Origin of the sequence: Streptomyces sp. NA02950 (assembly GCF_013364155.1) — a bacterium.
Taxonomy (GTDB): domain Bacteria; phylum Actinomycetota; class Actinomycetes; order Streptomycetales; family Streptomycetaceae; genus Streptomyces.
In genome coordinates, this window is sequence record NZ_CP054916.1 from 1614088 (window position 1) to 1628868 (window position 14781).

Annotated in this window: 17 protein-coding genes and 1 pseudogene; 6 read left to right on the forward strand and 12 right to left on the reverse strand. The window is 71.6% G+C overall.

The features are described from left to right. Positions 1 to 126: 126 nt before the first annotated feature. Positions 127 to 756, forward strand: a complete 630-nt coding sequence (locus HUT19_RS06495) for a GAP family protein (protein ID WP_176179534.1) — start codon at positions 127 to 129, stop codon at positions 754 to 756. A 35-nt stretch (positions 757 to 791) separates the two neighbouring features. On the opposite strand, the gene HUT19_RS06500 is transcribed toward HUT19_RS06495, so the two are convergent. The 7 genes from HUT19_RS06500 to HUT19_RS06525 form a co-directional block, all read right to left on the reverse strand. Further along, positions 792 to 2114 (reverse strand): hypothetical protein, encoded by a 1323-nt coding sequence (locus HUT19_RS06500; RefSeq protein ID WP_254885466.1) that lies wholly within the window; start codon positions 2112 to 2114, stop codon positions 792 to 794. 128 nt (positions 2115 to 2242) lie between these two features. Next, on the reverse strand, positions 2243 to 3532 hold the full coding sequence (locus tag HUT19_RS06505) for an aldolase/citrate lyase family protein (RefSeq protein WP_176179535.1): 1290 nt from the start codon (positions 3530 to 3532) through the stop codon (positions 2243 to 2245). 179 nt (positions 3533 to 3711) lie between these two features. Then, positions 3712 to 4674 carry an electron transfer flavoprotein subunit alpha/FixB family protein gene (locus HUT19_RS06510; protein ID WP_176179536.1) on the reverse strand — a complete coding sequence of 321 codons (963 nt, stop codon included), beginning with the start codon at positions 4672 to 4674 and terminating at the stop codon, positions 3712 to 3714. 55 nt (positions 4675 to 4729) lie between these two features. Further along, positions 4730 to 5524 carry an electron transfer flavoprotein subunit beta/FixA family protein gene (locus HUT19_RS06515; protein ID WP_176179537.1) on the reverse strand — a complete coding sequence of 265 codons (795 nt, stop codon included), beginning with the start codon at positions 5522 to 5524 and terminating at the stop codon, positions 4730 to 4732. Between the two features lie 200 nt (positions 5525 to 5724). Further along, entirely contained in the window at positions 5725 to 6270 is a 546-nt protein-coding gene (locus HUT19_RS06520) for a flavin reductase family protein (protein WP_176179538.1), read from the reverse strand. Positions 6271 to 6326: 56 nt separating this feature from the next. Continuing rightward, complete coding sequence (locus HUT19_RS44195; RefSeq protein ID WP_368661743.1) at positions 6327 to 6407, reverse strand: putative leader peptide; 81 nt, start codon at positions 6405 to 6407, stop codon at positions 6327 to 6329. Between the two features lie 59 nt (positions 6408 to 6466). Further along, positions 6467 to 6793, reverse strand: coding sequence for a thioredoxin family protein (locus HUT19_RS06525; protein WP_254885467.1), 327 nt, complete (start codon positions 6791 to 6793; stop codon positions 6467 to 6469). Positions 6794 to 7003: 210 nt separating this feature from the next. Here HUT19_RS06525 and HUT19_RS06530 point away from each other — a divergent pair, with 210 nt between their 5' ends. Next, entirely contained in the window at positions 7004 to 7735 is a 732-nt protein-coding gene (locus HUT19_RS06530; RefSeq protein ID WP_176179540.1) for a 1-acyl-sn-glycerol-3-phosphate acyltransferase, read from the forward strand. Positions 7736 to 7839: 104 nt separating this feature from the next. On the opposite strand, the gene HUT19_RS06535 is transcribed toward HUT19_RS06530, so the two are convergent. From HUT19_RS06535 to HUT19_RS06545, 3 genes are read right to left on the reverse strand one after another with little or no spacing between them, the layout of a single operon-like run. Then, positions 7840 to 8904: a low specificity L-threonine aldolase gene (locus HUT19_RS06535; RefSeq protein WP_176179541.1), complete on the reverse strand. Its 1065-nt coding sequence runs from the start codon at positions 8902 to 8904 to the stop codon at positions 7840 to 7842. Next, positions 8901 to 9686 (reverse strand): SDR family NAD(P)-dependent oxidoreductase, encoded by a 786-nt coding sequence (locus HUT19_RS06540; RefSeq protein WP_176179542.1) that lies wholly within the window; start codon positions 9684 to 9686, stop codon positions 8901 to 8903. The genes HUT19_RS06535 and HUT19_RS06540 overlap by 4 nt, the downstream gene beginning before the upstream one ends. A gap of 59 nt (positions 9687 to 9745) precedes the next feature. Further along, complete coding sequence (locus HUT19_RS06545) at positions 9746 to 11146, reverse strand: DUF6421 family protein (protein ID WP_176179543.1); 1401 nt, start codon at positions 11144 to 11146, stop codon at positions 9746 to 9748. A 253-nt stretch (positions 11147 to 11399) separates the two neighbouring features. Here HUT19_RS06545 and HUT19_RS06550 point away from each other — a divergent pair, with 253 nt between their 5' ends. Next, entirely contained in the window at positions 11400 to 12083 is a 684-nt protein-coding gene (locus tag HUT19_RS06550; protein ID WP_176179544.1) for a glycerophosphodiester phosphodiesterase family protein, read from the forward strand. A 93-nt stretch (positions 12084 to 12176) separates the two neighbouring features. Then, positions 12177 to 12569: a VOC family protein gene (locus tag HUT19_RS06555; RefSeq protein WP_176179545.1), complete on the forward strand. Its 393-nt coding sequence runs from the start codon at positions 12177 to 12179 to the stop codon at positions 12567 to 12569. 348 nt (positions 12570 to 12917) lie between these two features. On the opposite strand, the gene HUT19_RS06560 is transcribed toward HUT19_RS06555, so the two are convergent. Then, a complete protein-coding gene (locus HUT19_RS06560) occupies positions 12918 to 13121 on the reverse strand; it encodes a hypothetical protein (protein WP_176179546.1) in 204 nt (67 codons plus the stop codon). A 39-nt stretch (positions 13122 to 13160) separates the two neighbouring features. On the opposite strand from HUT19_RS06560, the pseudogene HUT19_RS42835 reads away from it, so the two are divergent. Beyond that, positions 13161 to 13229: pseudogene (locus HUT19_RS42835) on the forward strand (VOC family protein); the annotation flags it as partial. 30 nt (positions 13230 to 13259) lie between these two features. Here the strand turns inward: HUT19_RS42835 and HUT19_RS06565 are convergent. Further along, positions 13260 to 13679, reverse strand: coding sequence for a PPOX class F420-dependent oxidoreductase (locus tag HUT19_RS06565; RefSeq protein ID WP_176186554.1), 420 nt, complete (start codon positions 13677 to 13679; stop codon positions 13260 to 13262). A 460-nt stretch (positions 13680 to 14139) separates the two neighbouring features. Between HUT19_RS06565 and HUT19_RS06575 the strand changes: the two genes are divergently transcribed. Next, positions 14140 to 14748, forward strand: coding sequence for a DUF5134 domain-containing protein (locus tag HUT19_RS06575; RefSeq protein ID WP_176179547.1), 609 nt, complete (start codon positions 14140 to 14142; stop codon positions 14746 to 14748). Positions 14749 to 14781: the final 33 nt, after the last annotated feature.

A 14781-nucleotide genomic window follows, 5' to 3' on the forward strand; every position in this document is an offset into this window, starting at 1 on the left:
GGGTCCCACCCGGGCCCACGTGTCCAGCTTACGTCCGCGGACCGGACCGCCCCGGTCGGCGCAAGCCGGGGTGCCGGACGGGCGCGGGTGCGTAGGAATGGGGAGTGGAGAGACGAAGGGCGGCTGATGGACCTCCAGATTCTTCCGCTTGCCGTCACCATGATGGCGGGTCCGCAGATCGTTGCCGATGTGATCCTCGTGACCACGCGGCGGCCGGTGCGGGTCTCGCTGGCGTTCCTGCTGGGCGTGGCGATCGCGACGACGGCCGGGGTCGCCCTCACCCGGGGGATCTTCGCGTTGCTGGGCAGCGCGGTGTCACCGGGCAGCCCCGAGCAGCGTGGGTCGGCGGCGACCGTGCTCCAACTGGTGCTGGTCGGGCTGCTGGTGGCGGCCGCGGTGAAGAACTATGTGAAGCGCGAGACGGTCGAGCCGCCGAAGTGGCTGGGCTCGCTGATGGAGGCGGGTCCCGGCAGGGCGTTGGTCACCGGGCTGCTGATCATCCTCTGTATGCCGTCCGACATCGTGGTCATGCTGACCGTGGGGGCCTCGCTGGAGCAGTATGACGAGGGGCTGGTGGAGGCGCTGCCGTTCATCGGGCTCACCGTGCTGATCGCCGCGCTGCCGCTGCTGGTCTATCTGCTCTTCGGCCGCCGGGCGCGGGAGGCCATGCCCCGGCTGCGGGAGTGGCTGAACAGCTACAGCTGGGTGGTCAATATCGCGGCCTGCCTGATCTTCATCGTGCTGATCCTCACCTGAGGCCCCGCCGGGACCTCGGCGCTTTCCAGGGGCCGTCAGCCCTTGAGGCGGCCGCGGTCGGCGGCGCCGGTGCGGCCGGTCGCGGCCAGCAGGGCGATCACCGCGAGCGCGGCCAGCAGGATCAGCACCAGGAACAGCACGGTGAGCACGGTGGGGTGGTTCCACAGCGCGAACACCGCGACCGGGACCAGCAGGGCCGCGACGGTCAGCCCGCGCCGGTGGTCCGCCGTCCAGGTGCCGGCCCGTCCGGTGCGCATCCCGTGGTCGGCGCCCCAGCGGGCGGCGGTGTCGGCGGCCTGCTCGGCGGTGCCGCGGACCGCGCACGGCAGCCGTCCGGGCCCGGCGAGATACGCGCCGAGGGCGACCACGAGGGAGAGCACCAGCACGGTGACCACGGTGACCCGCAGAAAGCGCACCACGGTGTCGAAGATGACCGAGGCGGCGGCCCGGGAGAGCACGCCCGACGGCACATGGCCCAGGTAGTAACGGCGGCCGACGACCAGGGCGAGCGCGAGCACGAGCGAGGCGGCCGCGGCGCCCAGGGCGGCGCGGGCCAGGGCGCGGCGGCGCCGGTGGGCCAGCAGCACCCCGGTGCCGCCGAGGGCGAAGGTCAGCAGCGGGAGCCAGTTCCCGGCCAGGTCGAGCAGCCGGGCGGAGCGTCTGATGGTGTCGAGTTGGTCGGAGTGGAAGAGGATCAGCTTCTGGTCGATGTCCGGGATGCCGTCGGCGGAGGGGAACCCGGCGGCCACCAGCTGCTGTTTGACCCGTTCCACGGCGGGGCCGACGTTGAGCACGACGGTGTCGCCCTCGACGCCGACCGGGCCGTGGCGCTTGCCGGTCAGGGCGTCGACGACGGCCGCGTGGGCGGCCCGGTTGGCTCCGGTCCACACCGCGGCGAACTGCTCGCTGTGCACGATGTGCGCGGCGATCCTCCGCACCGCCTGGTCGAGGGCGGCGTCCCATTGCGGTGCCAGCCCCTCGACGGTGTCGGCCGCCTTCGGCGGAAGGCCCTGGGCGCGCATCCAGTCGGCGATGTCGGAGGTGAACTCCCGGCTGTTGCGGCGCATGTCGACGGCCTCGCCGACCCGTTGCACGGCGGTGTCCTGGATGGCCGGGTCGGTGGCGAGCGGGGCCACGGTCGCCACGAAGCGGTCGGTGTCCAGGACGTTGTCGTGGACCCACACGGTCAGCACCGACGCCGGGACGAGCAGACAGGCCAGCAGGATCAGCAGGGCCGAGGCGGTGCTTCTGACGAGCCGTCCGGGCCCGCGCGGCCACCCCCGGGGGCCGTCCCGCCCGGCCGGGGCGGACGGCCCCGGCGGGGGCGTACCCGGCGGGTCGTCATGGGCGCTCGCCATGCCACCATCTCCCGCCCTCCCCGGCGGTGCCGCATCCCGGGTGACACGTCCGGGTGAGCGGATGTGGCCGGGCGGGTCAGGCGTCCGGGCGACGGGCCGTCAGCCGGGTCCGGTCACCGGTGCCGGGCTCAGCGCGGGGAGCCCTCCGGCGCGCGTCCGGCCAGCGCGTCGAGCCGGCCGCGGGCCAGTCCGGTCAGCCGCTCGACCTCGGCGGCGTCCAGCGCCCCGCAGTCCAGCCCGCGCAGCAGATGGCCGCTGAGCGCCCGGGCGGTGGCGGGCTCGTCCATCACGGCGCCGCCCGCGCGCCGCACATAGGCGGACAGCCGGGCCGCGGCCGCCTCCAGGCCCTCGCGGTAGAAGCCGTAGACGGCGGCGTAGCGGGTGGGGAGATGGCCGGGGTGCATGTCCCAGCCCTGGTAGTACGCACGGGCCAAGGAGCGCCGGACGAGGCGGTGGTGGAGCCGCCAGGCGTCGTGGACGTGTTCGGCCGGGCCGACGGGCAGCACGTTGGTCGAGCCGTCGGAGAGCCGGACGCCGGTGCCCGCGGCGGCCACCTGCATCACGGCCTTGGCGTGGTCGGCGACGGGGTGGTCCGGGGACTGGTGGGCGGGGCTCACCCCGCAGGCGGCGCTGTAGTCGAAGGTGCCGTAGTGCAGTCCGGTGGCGCGCCCCTGGGCAGCGTCGATCATCCGGGCGACGGTGGCGCGGCCGTCGGGGCCGAGCACGGCCTGGGTGGTCTCGATCTGGATCTCGAAGCCGATCCGGCCCGGCGTGAGTCCGCATGACCTCTCGAACTCCTCGCACAGCCGCACCATGGCGGCGATCTGCTCGGGATAGGTGACCTTGGGCAGGGTGAGCACCAGGCCGTCGGGGAGGCCGCCGGAGTTCATCAGCCCGGTGAGGAAGATGTCCAGGGTGCGGATGCCGCGGTCGCGGACGGCGGCCTCCATGCACTTCATCCGGATGCCGACGTACGGCGGCGCGGTGCCGTCGGCGTGGGCGGCGGCGAGGAGGGAGGCGGCGCGGGCCGCCGCGGCGTCCTCCTCTTCATCGGGGCGCGGGCCGTAGCCGTCCTCGAAGTCGATGCGCAGATCCTCGACCGGTTCGCGCTCCAGCTTGGCGCGCACCCGCCGGTGGACGGGCTCGGCGAGCTCATCGGGGAGGCCGAGGACGGCGGCGAGGGAGGCGGCGTCGGGCGCGCACTGGTCGAGGGCGGCCAGCGCCTGGTCGCCCCAGGAGCGGACGGTGTCGGCCGCGAAGGCGTCGGCGGGGACGTAGACGGTGTGGACGGGCTGGCGGGTGCCGGGGTCGCCGGGGAAGCGGCGGGCGAGTTCGGCGTCGACGGTGGCGAGGGAGGCGGCGATGTCCTCGCGTACGGCACCCGGAAGGGTGGTCTCCACCGTCTCGCCCCGGACCATTCCCGCACCTCCACGCCTCGACCGCACGGATCCACACTTTCAACAATTCGTTGAATGAACGTATCCGGGCGGCGCGGGCGGGTCAACACCCGCGTCCGGCGGGCCCGATACGGGCGCGGACAGCCGCGGGGCCCCGTACGCGGCGGGCGTACGGGGCCCACGGGCGGGCTCGGCGGGGATCAGCCCTTGCGGGTCTTGACCTCTTCGGTGAGCTGCGGGACGACCTCGAAGAGGTCGCCGACCACGCCGTAGTCGACCAGATCGAAGATCGGGGCCTCGGCGTCCTTGTTGATCGCCACGATCGTCTTCGAGGTCTGCATACCGGCACGGTGCTGGATCGCACCGGAGATACCCGCCGCGATGTACAGCTGCGGCGAGACCGACTTGCCCGTCTGACCCACCTGGCTGGTGTGCGGATACCAGCCCGCGTCCACCGCCGCACGCGACGCACCCACAGCGGCACCCAGCGCATCGGCCAGCGCCTCCACCACGGGGAAGTTCTCCGCACCCCCCACACCACGGCCACCGGAAACCACGATCGCGGCCTCCGTCAGCTCCGGACGCCCGGTCGACTCACGCGCCGTACGCGAGGTCACCTTCGTCCCCCTGGCCTGCCCGGAGAAGGAAACACTCAACGGCTCCACGGTACCCGCGGCCGCGGCGGCCTCCGGAGCGGCCGAGTTGGGCTTGACCGTGATCACCGGCGTGCCCCTGGAGACCCGGGACCTGGTGGTGAAAGCGGCGGCGAAGACCGACTGGCTCGCCACCGGACCCTCCTGACCCGCCTCCAGATCAACCGCGTCGGTGATGATGCCGGACCCGATGCGCAGCGCCAGCCGGGCCGCGATCTCCTTGCCCTCCGCGGAGGACGGCACCAGCACCGCGCCCGGAGACACCGCCTGGTACGCGGCATGCAGCGCGTCCACCTTCGGGACCACCAGATAGTCGGCGAACTCCGGCGCCTCGGCGGTCAGAACCCTGACCGCGCCGTACTCGGCGAGGGTGGCGGCAGTGGCCTGCGCACCGGCGCCCACAGCCACCGCCACCGGCTCACCGATACGGCGGGCCAGGGTCAGCAGCTCCAGAGTGGGCTTGCGGACGGCACCGTCCACATGATCGACAAAGACAAGGACTTCAGCCATGGGAATCGCTCTCCTGCGAAATGCGAGATGTCGGGGGCGGTAGGGACGGCGCGGCTCAGATGAACTTCTGGCCCGCCAGGAACTCGGCGAGCTGCCTACCGCCCTCGCCCTCGTCCTTGACGATCGTGCCCGCGGTGCGGGCCGGACGCTCCGCAGCGGAGTCGACCGCGGTCCAGGCACCCTCCAGACCGACCTCGCCCCCGTCGATCTCCAGGTCCTCCAGGCCCCAGGAGGTCACCGGCTTCTTCTTCGCCGCCATGATCCCCTTGAAGGACGGGTAACGCGCCTCGCCCGACTGATCGGTCACCGACACCACCGCCGGAAGCGACGCCTCCAGCTGCTCGGTGGCCGTATCACCGTCCCGGCGGCCCCTGACCGTGCCGTCCTCGACCGAGACCTCCGACAGCAGGGTCACCTGCGGAACACCCAGCCGCTCGGCCAGCAGCGCCGGAAGCACACCCATCGTCCCGTCCGTGGACGCCATACCGCAGACCACCAGGTCGTAACCGGCCTTCTCCACCGCCTTGGCCAGCACCAGCGACGTGCCCAGCACATCCGTGCCGTGCAGACCGTCGTCCTCCACGTGCACCGCCTTGTCCGCACCCATGGACAGCGCCTTGCGCAGCGCGTCCTTGGCATCCTCCGGACCCACGGTCAGCACCGTGATCTCCGCGTCACCGTCACCGTCGTAGTCGTCGGCGATCTGCAGGGCCTGCTCGACCGCGTACTCATCCAGCTCCGAGAGCAGGCCGTCCACGTCGTCACGGTCGACGGTCAGGTCTTCGGCGAAGTGCCGGTCGCCGGTGGCGTCGGGCACGTACTTCACACAGACAACGATCCTCAAGCTCACGCCGGCTCTCCTACTGCATCGTCTCTTCCGAGCTGCCTTGTGCTGGCAGCATAGGCGCCTCCAGGGGCGCTACCCGCTCGGTTCCCGGTCGGGGCGGCCCATGCACCGAACGAAATATTACTCGTCAGTACACCCAGCGCGTTCCCCGTACGCAACCCGCACGAACTGTGACGTTGCCAACGGACGATCAGCGGGACGACTCAGTCACGCAAACCGTTGAAGCCACCCTGGTGGTAGAGCAGCGGACGACCCGCCCCGGAGGAGTCCCCCGCGGTCACCTCACCGATGACCACATGGTGGTCCCCCGCGGGGATCCGGGCCACCACCCGGCACACCAGCCACCCCAGCACCCCGTCCAGCAGCGGCACTCCCTCCGGCCCCGAGCGCCAGCCGGTGGCCGGTCCGAAGCGGTCCGCACCGCTGCGGGCGAAGGTCGCGGCCAGGTCCCGCTGGTGCTCCCCCAGGACGTGCACCCCGACATGCCCGGCCTCGGCGATCACCGGCCAGCTCGAGGAGGCGGTGCCCACGCCGAAGGAGAGCAGCGGGGGCTCGGCCGCGACGGAGGAGAGCGAGGTCGCGGTGAACCCCACGGGCCGCTCACCGCGCGCGGTGATCACGGCCACACCGGCCGCGTGCCGCCGGAAGACCGAGCGGAGCAGGGCGGAGGGGTCGACGGCGCCGGAGGCGCCGGAGGAGGGTTCGGCCGCGGCGAGCCGGGGCGTGCCCAGGTCGGGCGTTGCCGTCATGGAGGTGCCCTTCTGCGGGAGAGTACGAGCGGGGGGAGCCGTGGGGTCGTTGTCGGTCACCCGCCCGGACAGCGTGCGCTCGCGGTCCGCAGCAGATCCACGTGCACGCGTCCGTAGAGAAGGAGTCCAGGCCGCATGACGTTCACCCTGACGACGCCCGGAGCACACCGTCAAGTGCGGGCCGGGATGGGGGTCGTCACACCGCATCACCCAGCGCGGCGATGACATCGGCCCGCCGGGGCTGCCCGGAGGCACGGCGGACGATCCGGCCGGAGGCGTCCAGCACCAGCACGGTGGGGGTGCGGTCGATGTCCAGCGCCCGTACCAGCTCCAGCGACGCCTCGGCGTCGATCTCGAGGTGCGCCACACCGTCCACCATCGCGGCGACCTCGCCCAGCGTCCGCCGGGTGGCTCGGCAAGGCTGGCAGAAGGCGCTGGAGAACTGGACGAGCGTCGCCCGCCGGCCCAGCTCCCCGCCCAGCTCGGCGGCGCTCAGCCGCCCGCTCCGGTCCCCGTCGCGCACCCCTGTCGTCCTTCCGCTCGGTCGTCCTTCGTGCAGCGTTCCGATGGCCGCGGGGATTCCCGGACGTGATGAGGATCTCCCGGCAGGGCCCTGCCCCGCGGTAGCACCTCGACCCGACATCGGGCACCATCTGCCAGAAGCCGCATACCTACGGCCGCGTAACTTCCGCCGGGAGAGCCCTCCCCGGGAACATCGACGAAGGGTCCCTCTATGGCAGAGCTCGTCTACCCGCCGGTCATCGGCGTCGCCCGCACCATGTTCAAGGCGCTGGACCTGCGCTTCGACATCAAGGGCACCGAGAATGTCCCGCAGCGGGGCGGCGCGGTTCTGGTCAGCAACCACATCGGCTACCTCGACTTCGTCTTCTGCGGGCTGACCGCCCTTCCGGCGAAGCGGCTGGTGCGGTTCATGGCGAAGGAGTCGGTCTTCCGGCACAAGGTGTCCGGACCGCTGATGCGCGCCATGAAGCACATCCCGGTGGACCGGGCGGCGGGTATGGACGCGTACAAGCACGCCCTGAAGGCGCTGCGCTCGGGCGAGATCATCGGGGTGTTCCCGGAGGCGACCATCTCGCGCTCCTTCACCCTGAAGAACTTCAAGTCGGGTGCGGCGCGGCTGGCCCAGGAGGCGGGCGTGCCGCTGCTGCCGATGGCGCTGTGGGGCACCCAGCGGCTGTGGACCAAGGGCCACAAGCGGGCGCTGGGCCGCCATCACTTCCCGATCACCATGCGGGTCGGGGAGCCGATGGAGGCCGACCCCGCCGAGCCGTCGGACACCCTGACCGACCGGCTGCGCGGCCGGGTCCAGGAACTGCTGGAGGCAGCGCAGCGGGCCTATCCGGTACGGCCGAAGAGTCCGGAGGACACCTGGTGGGTCCCGGCCCACCTCGGCGGTACGGCGCCCACCCCGGCGGAGGCGCTGGCCCTGGACCGCGGCCGCTGAGCGCTCCGCGGCCAGTGCCGCGAGGCGCCGTGAGCCGCCCGCGACGGACATGACATGAGGGGCGGGCCGCTTCGGCCCGCCCCTGCGTCGTCGGTCGTCCGGCGCTACGCCTTGCCCATCTCGTCCTTCAGCGCCGCGACGAAGCCGTCGACGTCCTCCTCCGTGGTGTCGTAGGAACACATCCAGCGCACATCGCCGGCCGCTTCGTCCCAGAAGTAGAAGCGGTACCGCTTCTGGAGGCGCTCGCTCACATCGTGCGGCAGCCGGGCGAAGACCGCGTTGGCCTGGACCGGGTAGAGGATCTTCACCCCGTCCACCTCGCGGACGCCCTCGGCCAGCCGCCGGGCCATGGCGTTGGCCTGCCGTGCGTTGCGCAGCCACAGATCGCGTGCGAGCAGCGCCTCGAGCTGGACGGAGACGAACCGCATCTTGGAGGCGAGCTGCATGGAAAGCTTGCGCAGATGCTTCATGGCGCGCCCGGCGTCCGGGTTGAGCACCACGACGGCCTCGCCGAACAGCATGCCGTTCTTGGTGCCGCCGAACGACACGATGTCCAAGCCCGCCACATTGGTGAACGACCGCATCGGCACGTCCAGGGACGCGGCCGCGTTGGCTATCCGGGCCCCGTCGAGGTGGACCTTCATCCCCCGCTCATGGGCGTGGTCGCAGATGGCCCGGATCTCGTCCACCGTGTAGACGGTGCCCAGTTCGGTGTTCTGGGCGATCGAGACGACCTGCGGCATCGCCCGGTGCTCGTCGTCCCAGCCCCAGGCCTGGCGGTCGATGAGGTCGGGGGTGAGCTTGCCGTCATCGGTGGGCACGGTGAGCAGCTTGAGCCCGCCGACGCGCTCGGGGGCGCCGCACTCGTCGACGTTGATGTGCGCGGTCTCGGCACAGACGACGGCGCCCCAGCGGTCGGTGAGGGCCTGGAGGGCGACGACGTTGGAGCCGGTGCCGTTGAAGACCGGGAACGCCTGGGCGTCGGGCCCGAAGTGGCTGCGCATGACGAACTGGAGATGCGCCGTGTAGTCGTCCTCGCCGTAGGAGACCTGGTGGCCTCCGTTGGCGAGGGCGAGCGCGGCGAGGATCTCCGGGTGCGCCCCCGCGTAGTTGTCACTGGCGAAGCCGCGTATCTCGGGGTCGTGATGGCGACGGGCGTCGGTCCTCACGGCTTGGGGGTCAGCCACAGACGGGTTCCGTTCACTTCCTGGGCGGGCCGGTCCCAGACTCCGGTGATGGCCTCGGCCAGCTCCTTGGCGTCCGTGAAGCCCGCGAACTTCGCGTTGGGGCGCTCCGCGCGCATGGCGTCGTGCACCAGCGCCTTGATCACCAGGATGACAGCGGCGGCCGACGGTCCGCCCTCGCCCCCCAGCTTGCGGAAGGAGTCGCCGAGCGCGAGCGTCCATGCCTCGGCGGCGGCCTTGGCCGCGGCGTACGCGGCGTTGCCCGCGGTGGGCTGGGACGCGCCCGCCGCGCTGATCAGCACATAGCGGCCCTTGCCGCTGCGCTGGAGGGCGTCGTGGAAGGCGAGCGAGGTGTGCTGGGCGGTGCGGATCAGCAGATTGTGGAGGGTGTCCCAGTCGGCGAGCGGGGCGTCGGCGAAGGTCTTGCTGCCGCGCCAGCCGCCGACCAGGTGCACCAGGCCGTCGACCCGGCCGAACTCCTTCTCGGTGCGGTCGGCCCACTCCCGGGTCGCCCCCAGGTCCAGCAGGTCCACGGTGTCGCCGGTGACGGTGGCGCCGCCATGGGCGTAACGGGCGGCGTCCACCGCCTCGGCCAGCCGGGCGGGGTCGGCGTCGGAGGCCACGACGGTGGCTCCGGCCTCGGCGAGCCGGAGCAGTGTGGCGCGGCCCGCGGGGCCGGCCGCCCCCGCCACCGCCACGACCGCGCCGTCGAGCGGGCCCTTGTCGCCCGGCTCGTTGGGGGTCGGGCTCGACGTCGGTGTGGTCATGGTCGTTGCCTCCTCGGTCTTCCCTGCCGAATGTCCGTCCGTCTGTCCCTCGACGGGGCTCACGCGGCCGCCCGCACATCGTCGGCGTCCGCCGTGATCCCCTTGGTGGAGGCAACCACGTCACGCAGCTTCTTGGCGAGCGCCTCGTAGAACATGCTGAGCGGAAACTCGTCGGGGAGCACGTCGTCGACGAGCTTGCGCGGCGGCTGGGTCAGGTCCAGGGCATCGGGGCCCTTGGCCCACACCGAGCCGGGGTGCGGTGCCAGATAGGTGGACACCAGTTCGTACGCCTTGAACCAGTGGACCAGCTTGGGGCGGTCGATACCGTCGCGGTAGAGCTTCTCGATCTCGCCGCACAGCTGATTGGTGACCTGCGAGGCGCGGGACCAGTCGATGTGCAGGGTGTTGTCCGTCCAGCGTACGACGTCGTGCTGGTGGAGGTAGGCGAAGAGCAACTGGCCGCCGAGCCCGTCGTAGTTGCGGACGCGGTCGCCGGTGACCGGGAAGCGGAACATCCGGTCGAAGATCACGGCGTACTGGACGTCACGCGCCTGGGCGACGCCCTCGGCCTCCAGCTTCACGGCCTCCTTGAAGGCGGTGAGATCACAGCGCAGCTCCTCCAGGCCGTACATCCAGAACGGCTGCCGCTGCTTGATCATGAAGGGGTCGAAGGGCAGGTCACCGTGGCTGTGGGTACGGTCGTGGACCATGTCCCACAGGGCGAACGCCTCCTGGCAGCGGCTCTGGTCGGCCAGCATCTCCGCGATGTCCTCGGGGAGTTCGATGCCCAGGGCCCGTACGGCGGCCTGGCTCACCCGCCGGAAGCGGGCGGCCTCGCGGTCGCAGAAGATACCGCCCCAGCTGAAGCGCTCGGGGGCCTCCCGGACGGCGATGGTCTCGGGGAAGAGCACCGCGGAGTTGGTGTCGTAGCCGGCCGTGAAGTCCTCGAAGGCGATGCCGATGTAGAGCGGGTTGTCGTAGCGGGTGCGCTCCAGCTCGGCCAGCCAGTCCGGCCAGACCATGCGCAGCACGACGGCTTCCAGATTGCGGTTGGGGTTGCCGTTCTGTGTGTACATGGGGAAGACGACCAGGTGCTGGAGGCCGTCGGTCCGCCCCTGGGCGGGCTGGAAGGCCAGCAGCGAGTCCAGGAAGTCGGGCACCCCGAAACCGCCGTCGGCCCAGCGGCGCAGATCGGCGACCAGCGCACGGTGGTACTCGGCGTTGTGCGGGAGCAGCGGGGCCAGCTCCTCGATCGCTTTGATCACCCGATCGGCGGCGGCCGCGGCGGTGGCGCGGGAGGGTGCGCCCTCCGCGTCGAAGTCGATCGAACCGTCCTTGGACTGCCAGGGGCGAATCGTTTCGACAGCATCCTTCAGAGTCGGCCACGCGGGGTGCTCAACAACACGCTCCGCAGGCAGAACACCACCGTCCGCTATGGCGGACGAAAGGATTTCCGTCATGACCTCTCCTTCGCCGAAGAAACTATCGTGATGCCACCGTATCTGTGGACGGTTCTTTCGCTCAAGGGGCGTTACGGGAAATTGTCCTGCCCTACACCCGCAGTACCGCTGTTTTTCCTGCCCCATCCGGGCCGAGCCATGCCCCGGCCGTGCTTCAGCCATCCCGACACGATCGGCCGTTAGGCTGTGCGCCCGTCCGGGCAGGCTGCCGTTCGACCACCCGGTCACCGGCCGACAGAAGAGCGAGACAGCGTTGACTTTTCTCACCATCGGACACCGCGGAGTGATGGGCGTCGAGCCGGAGAACACCCTGCGCTCGTTCGTCCGCGCCGAGCACGAGGGTCTGGACGTCATCGAGCTGGACCTGCACCTCAGCAAGGACGGCGCGCTCGTGGTGATGCACGACGCCGACGTGGACCGGACGACCGACGGCACGGGGCCGATCAGCGACCGCACCCTCGCCGAGCTGCGCGAGCTGGACGCCGGGGACGGCGAGCGGATCCCGGTCTTCGAGGAGGTCGTGGACGCCGTACGGGCACCGCTCCAGGCCGAGATCAAGGACGTGGCGGCCGCGCGGGCGCTGGCGGAGGTCATGGCCCGGCGCGATCTGCTGGACCGGGTGGATGTGATCTCCTTCCACGACGAGGCCCTCGCCGAGTTCCGCTCCCTGCTGCCGGAGGTGCGCACCGCGCTGGTCGCCAGCCGCTACGGCCTGGACGTGATCGACCGGGCACGGGCGGTGGGCGCCGGGATGCTGGTGCTCAACATCCGCAGGCTGACCCTGGAGCTGGTGGAGCGGGCCCACGCCGCCGACCTCAGGGTCATCGGCTGGACGGTGAACACCCCCGACCATCTGAAACTGGCCCGCGGCCTCGGTCTCGACGGCGGCACCACCGACTTCCCCGAGATCCGGCGGGCGGCGCGCTACACGGCGTAAGCGCACGCTGACGGCGACCCGGCGGCGCCCCCGCGGCGGGAAAGGCGCCGTGCCCCTCCGGAACCGCCGGTCGGGGTGCGTAGGGTCGCGGACATGGTGCACGTACTGAGCAGCCGCACACTGCTGCGGCCGACGGACCCCGAGCGCTCCCGGGCGTTCTACGGCGAGGCACTCGGGCTCGCGGTCTACCGCGAGTTCGGGACCGGCCCCGAGCGCGGCACGGTCTACTTCCTGGGCGGCGGCTACCTCGAGCTCTCCGGCCGCTCGGACACCCCGCCCGCGCCGGGCCTCCAGCTGTGGCTCCAGGTCGCGGACGCGGCGGCGGCGTACAAGGAGCTGGCCGCGCGAGGCGTGGAGGTGCTGCGCCCGCCGCAACAGGAGCCCTGGGGGCTGGTCGAGATGTGGATCGCGGACCCGGACGGACTCAAAATCGTTATCGTCGAGGTACCGGAAGATCATCCGATTCGCTACCGACCGGGGATCTAACAGCGTGCAGACATGACGAAGCCCCGCCCGGCACCACGGGGGAGCGCACGGACGGGGCCGCTATCGGGTTGTTGACCGACCTACGGAACCACGCCTTTCCCTCCGCACCGATTGCACGTGACGGCGTAGGCAATCCCCTTGTGCTCGACGACCACCGCCGTCATCCGTGGTCCTCGCTTCCGCGTACAGCCGTACGCGTTGGCGGGCCGCGGGATCGGACCCGGCATTCTCGGGCCCGCGTCGATGACCGCCTGTTGCGTTCGTGCATGTCCGCCATGGACCGCACGGCCCGATCCAGGCGCCACCAAAGGATCATGTCGAATCGCGATGGTTCGGCCAGCCACGTGCTCAGCTCTGGCCGATCGAAGGCGTCGTCTTGGAGGCGGATACGTCGAGGTCTTCCGCCTCGCCGACGATGCGGGCTCCAAGCGCCTGCGCTGACTGCTGGTTGGCGCTCCGCTGACGTGTCGGCGACGTCGTTTCCACTGTTCGAACGCTGAGGCGAATCGCCGACAGGGCCTCAAGCCGCTCGGTACCGAGTAGGACGGTCATGCCGTCAGTGTGCCCTGATAACAACATCCTCGTGGTCTGGACCCGGACGGCGTGCGGATCGCGGTCGTGGAGGTCCCGGAGGACCATCCGCTGCGCTACCGACCCTGACCCGCGGCACGGTACGGCTAGGGGTACGGGTCAGCCGGGCTGGCTGCTGTCCTTCATCTCACCCCAGCCGTGCCAGCGGTCGATCCCGATCCAGGCGCTGAACCGGGCCCGGTCCCGCTGCGGGTAGTCCTGGCCGATGTAGTGCCGGGCCAGCCGGTCGATATCGGCCAGGTCCTTGTCCTCCCGCAGCTCGACGACGCGGCCGATGACGCTGAGGTGGGTGTACCAGCTGCTCTCGTCCAGCACGGTGAGCGTGACCCGGGGGTCGTCGCGGATGTGCTGGAGCCGCTTGCGCCCCTCGTCCATGTTGACCAGGATCCGGCCGTCGTCCCACAGGTACCAGGTGGCCGTGGACACCGGCTGACCGTCGGGCCGCAGCGTGGTGACGACGGCCGGGTTGGCCTTCTTCAGCAGGGCGACGGCGGCCTCGGGAAGCGGGGCATTCGACACGGTCTCTCCTCTTCGGTGATCCATGGGCTGCGTGTTCACCGTGCCACACCCCGGCACCGCCCCACCGCCGTTCCGGCGCCGCCGGAACTCCTCGAGCCATCCGCGCACCTGCCCGTCGTCATGGAGCCACCCGCCGTCCGGCCCCGCGGGCAGGTCCACTCCGTGCAGCAGCTCCAGCGCCCAGCGGCTCAGCCCGTCCAGGGCGAGCGTGTCATCGGTGAGCCGGCGGGCGGCCCACCGATCGGCGCCGTCCCGGCTCGCCCGCCCCTCGACCAGGGCGGTCAGGCGCGCTTCGATCTCGTCGTGCTCCGCACGGCTCACGCGGCGGCTCCTCTCCGTCCGCCGGACCGTACCGCGCGCACGGACAGTCGTTGCGCTCCCCCACTGCCCCTGTGCGCTCCCGTAGCCGGGAGCGGGGCGGGGAATCCTGCCGGTACAGATCCGTCCCGGGAGGTGTGCCGTGCACGGACCTCCGCTTGTCGGCTGGCTGCTGGTGGTGCTGTGCGCGGCCAGCGGTGCGTACTGCCTGGTGCGGATGCGGGGCGAACCGCCGGGCGCGGGGCGGCGGGGCGCGGGGGCCGAGGCGCTGATGGGGTGGGGGACGGCGGTGATGGCGGTGCCGTCCGCCGTGCTGGATCCGCGGCCCTGGGGACCGCCCGCCTTCGCGGTGGTCTTCGGTGTCGCGGCGGTACGGGCCCTGCTGCTCCCGGTGCGCGGGGGCGCGGGGTGGTCCGGGCACCATCTGCACCACGCCATAGGAGCGTTGGCCATGGTCTATATGGCGCTCGTGATGACAGCGGGCACCACGGGCGGTCATGAACACGCCGGTGCCATGACCCGGGAACGGATGGCGGCGGGCGTACCGCTCCTCACCGGGGCGCTGCTCGCCTACTTCGCCGTCTATGTGGTGCGCTGCGGGCTGCGGCTGGTGCCGCTCACGGACGGCGGGGCGGACCGCGGCGCGGACCGCGGCGCGCGCCCCGTCTCCTGGTCGCGGCGGCCCGAGCTGTGGCATGCGTGTCGGCTGTCGATGGCGATCGGGATGTTCGCGATGCTCCTGGCGCTCTAGAGAACCGCGCACGGCGGGCGCACCGTGGTATAC

Coding starts and splice junctions, on each gene's coding strand:
- HUT19_RS06495 (WP_176179534.1), top strand. CDS start 127: ATGGACCTCCAGATTCTTCCGCTTGCCGTCACCATGATGGCGGGTCCG.
- HUT19_RS06500 (WP_254885466.1), bottom strand. CDS start 2,114: ATGGCGAGCGCCCATGACGACCCGCCGGGTACGCCCCCGCCGGGGCCG.
- HUT19_RS06505 (WP_176179535.1), bottom strand. CDS start 3,532: ATGGTCCGGGGCGAGACGGTGGAGACCACCCTTCCGGGTGCCGTACGC.
- HUT19_RS06510 (WP_176179536.1), bottom strand. CDS start 4,674: ATGGCTGAAGTCCTTGTCTTTGTCGATCATGTGGACGGTGCCGTCCGC.
- HUT19_RS06520 (WP_176179538.1), bottom strand. CDS start 6,270: ATGACGGCAACGCCCGACCTGGGCACGCCCCGGCTCGCCGCGGCCGAA.
- HUT19_RS44195 (WP_368661743.1), bottom strand. CDS start 6,407: ATGCGGCCTGGACTCCTTCTCTACGGACGCGTGCACGTGGATCTGCTG.
- HUT19_RS06530 (WP_176179540.1), top strand. CDS start 7,004: ATGGCAGAGCTCGTCTACCCGCCGGTCATCGGCGTCGCCCGCACCATG.
- HUT19_RS06540 (WP_176179542.1), bottom strand. CDS start 9,686: ATGACCACACCGACGTCGAGCCCGACCCCCAACGAGCCGGGCGACAAG.
- HUT19_RS06545 (WP_176179543.1), bottom strand. CDS start 11,146: ATGACGGAAATCCTTTCGTCCGCCATAGCGGACGGTGGTGTTCTGCCT.
- HUT19_RS06555 (WP_176179545.1), top strand. CDS start 12,177: ATGGTGCACGTACTGAGCAGCCGCACACTGCTGCGGCCGACGGACCCC.
- HUT19_RS06560 (WP_176179546.1), bottom strand. CDS start 13,121: ATGACCGTCCTACTCGGTACCGAGCGGCTTGAGGCCCTGTCGGCGATT.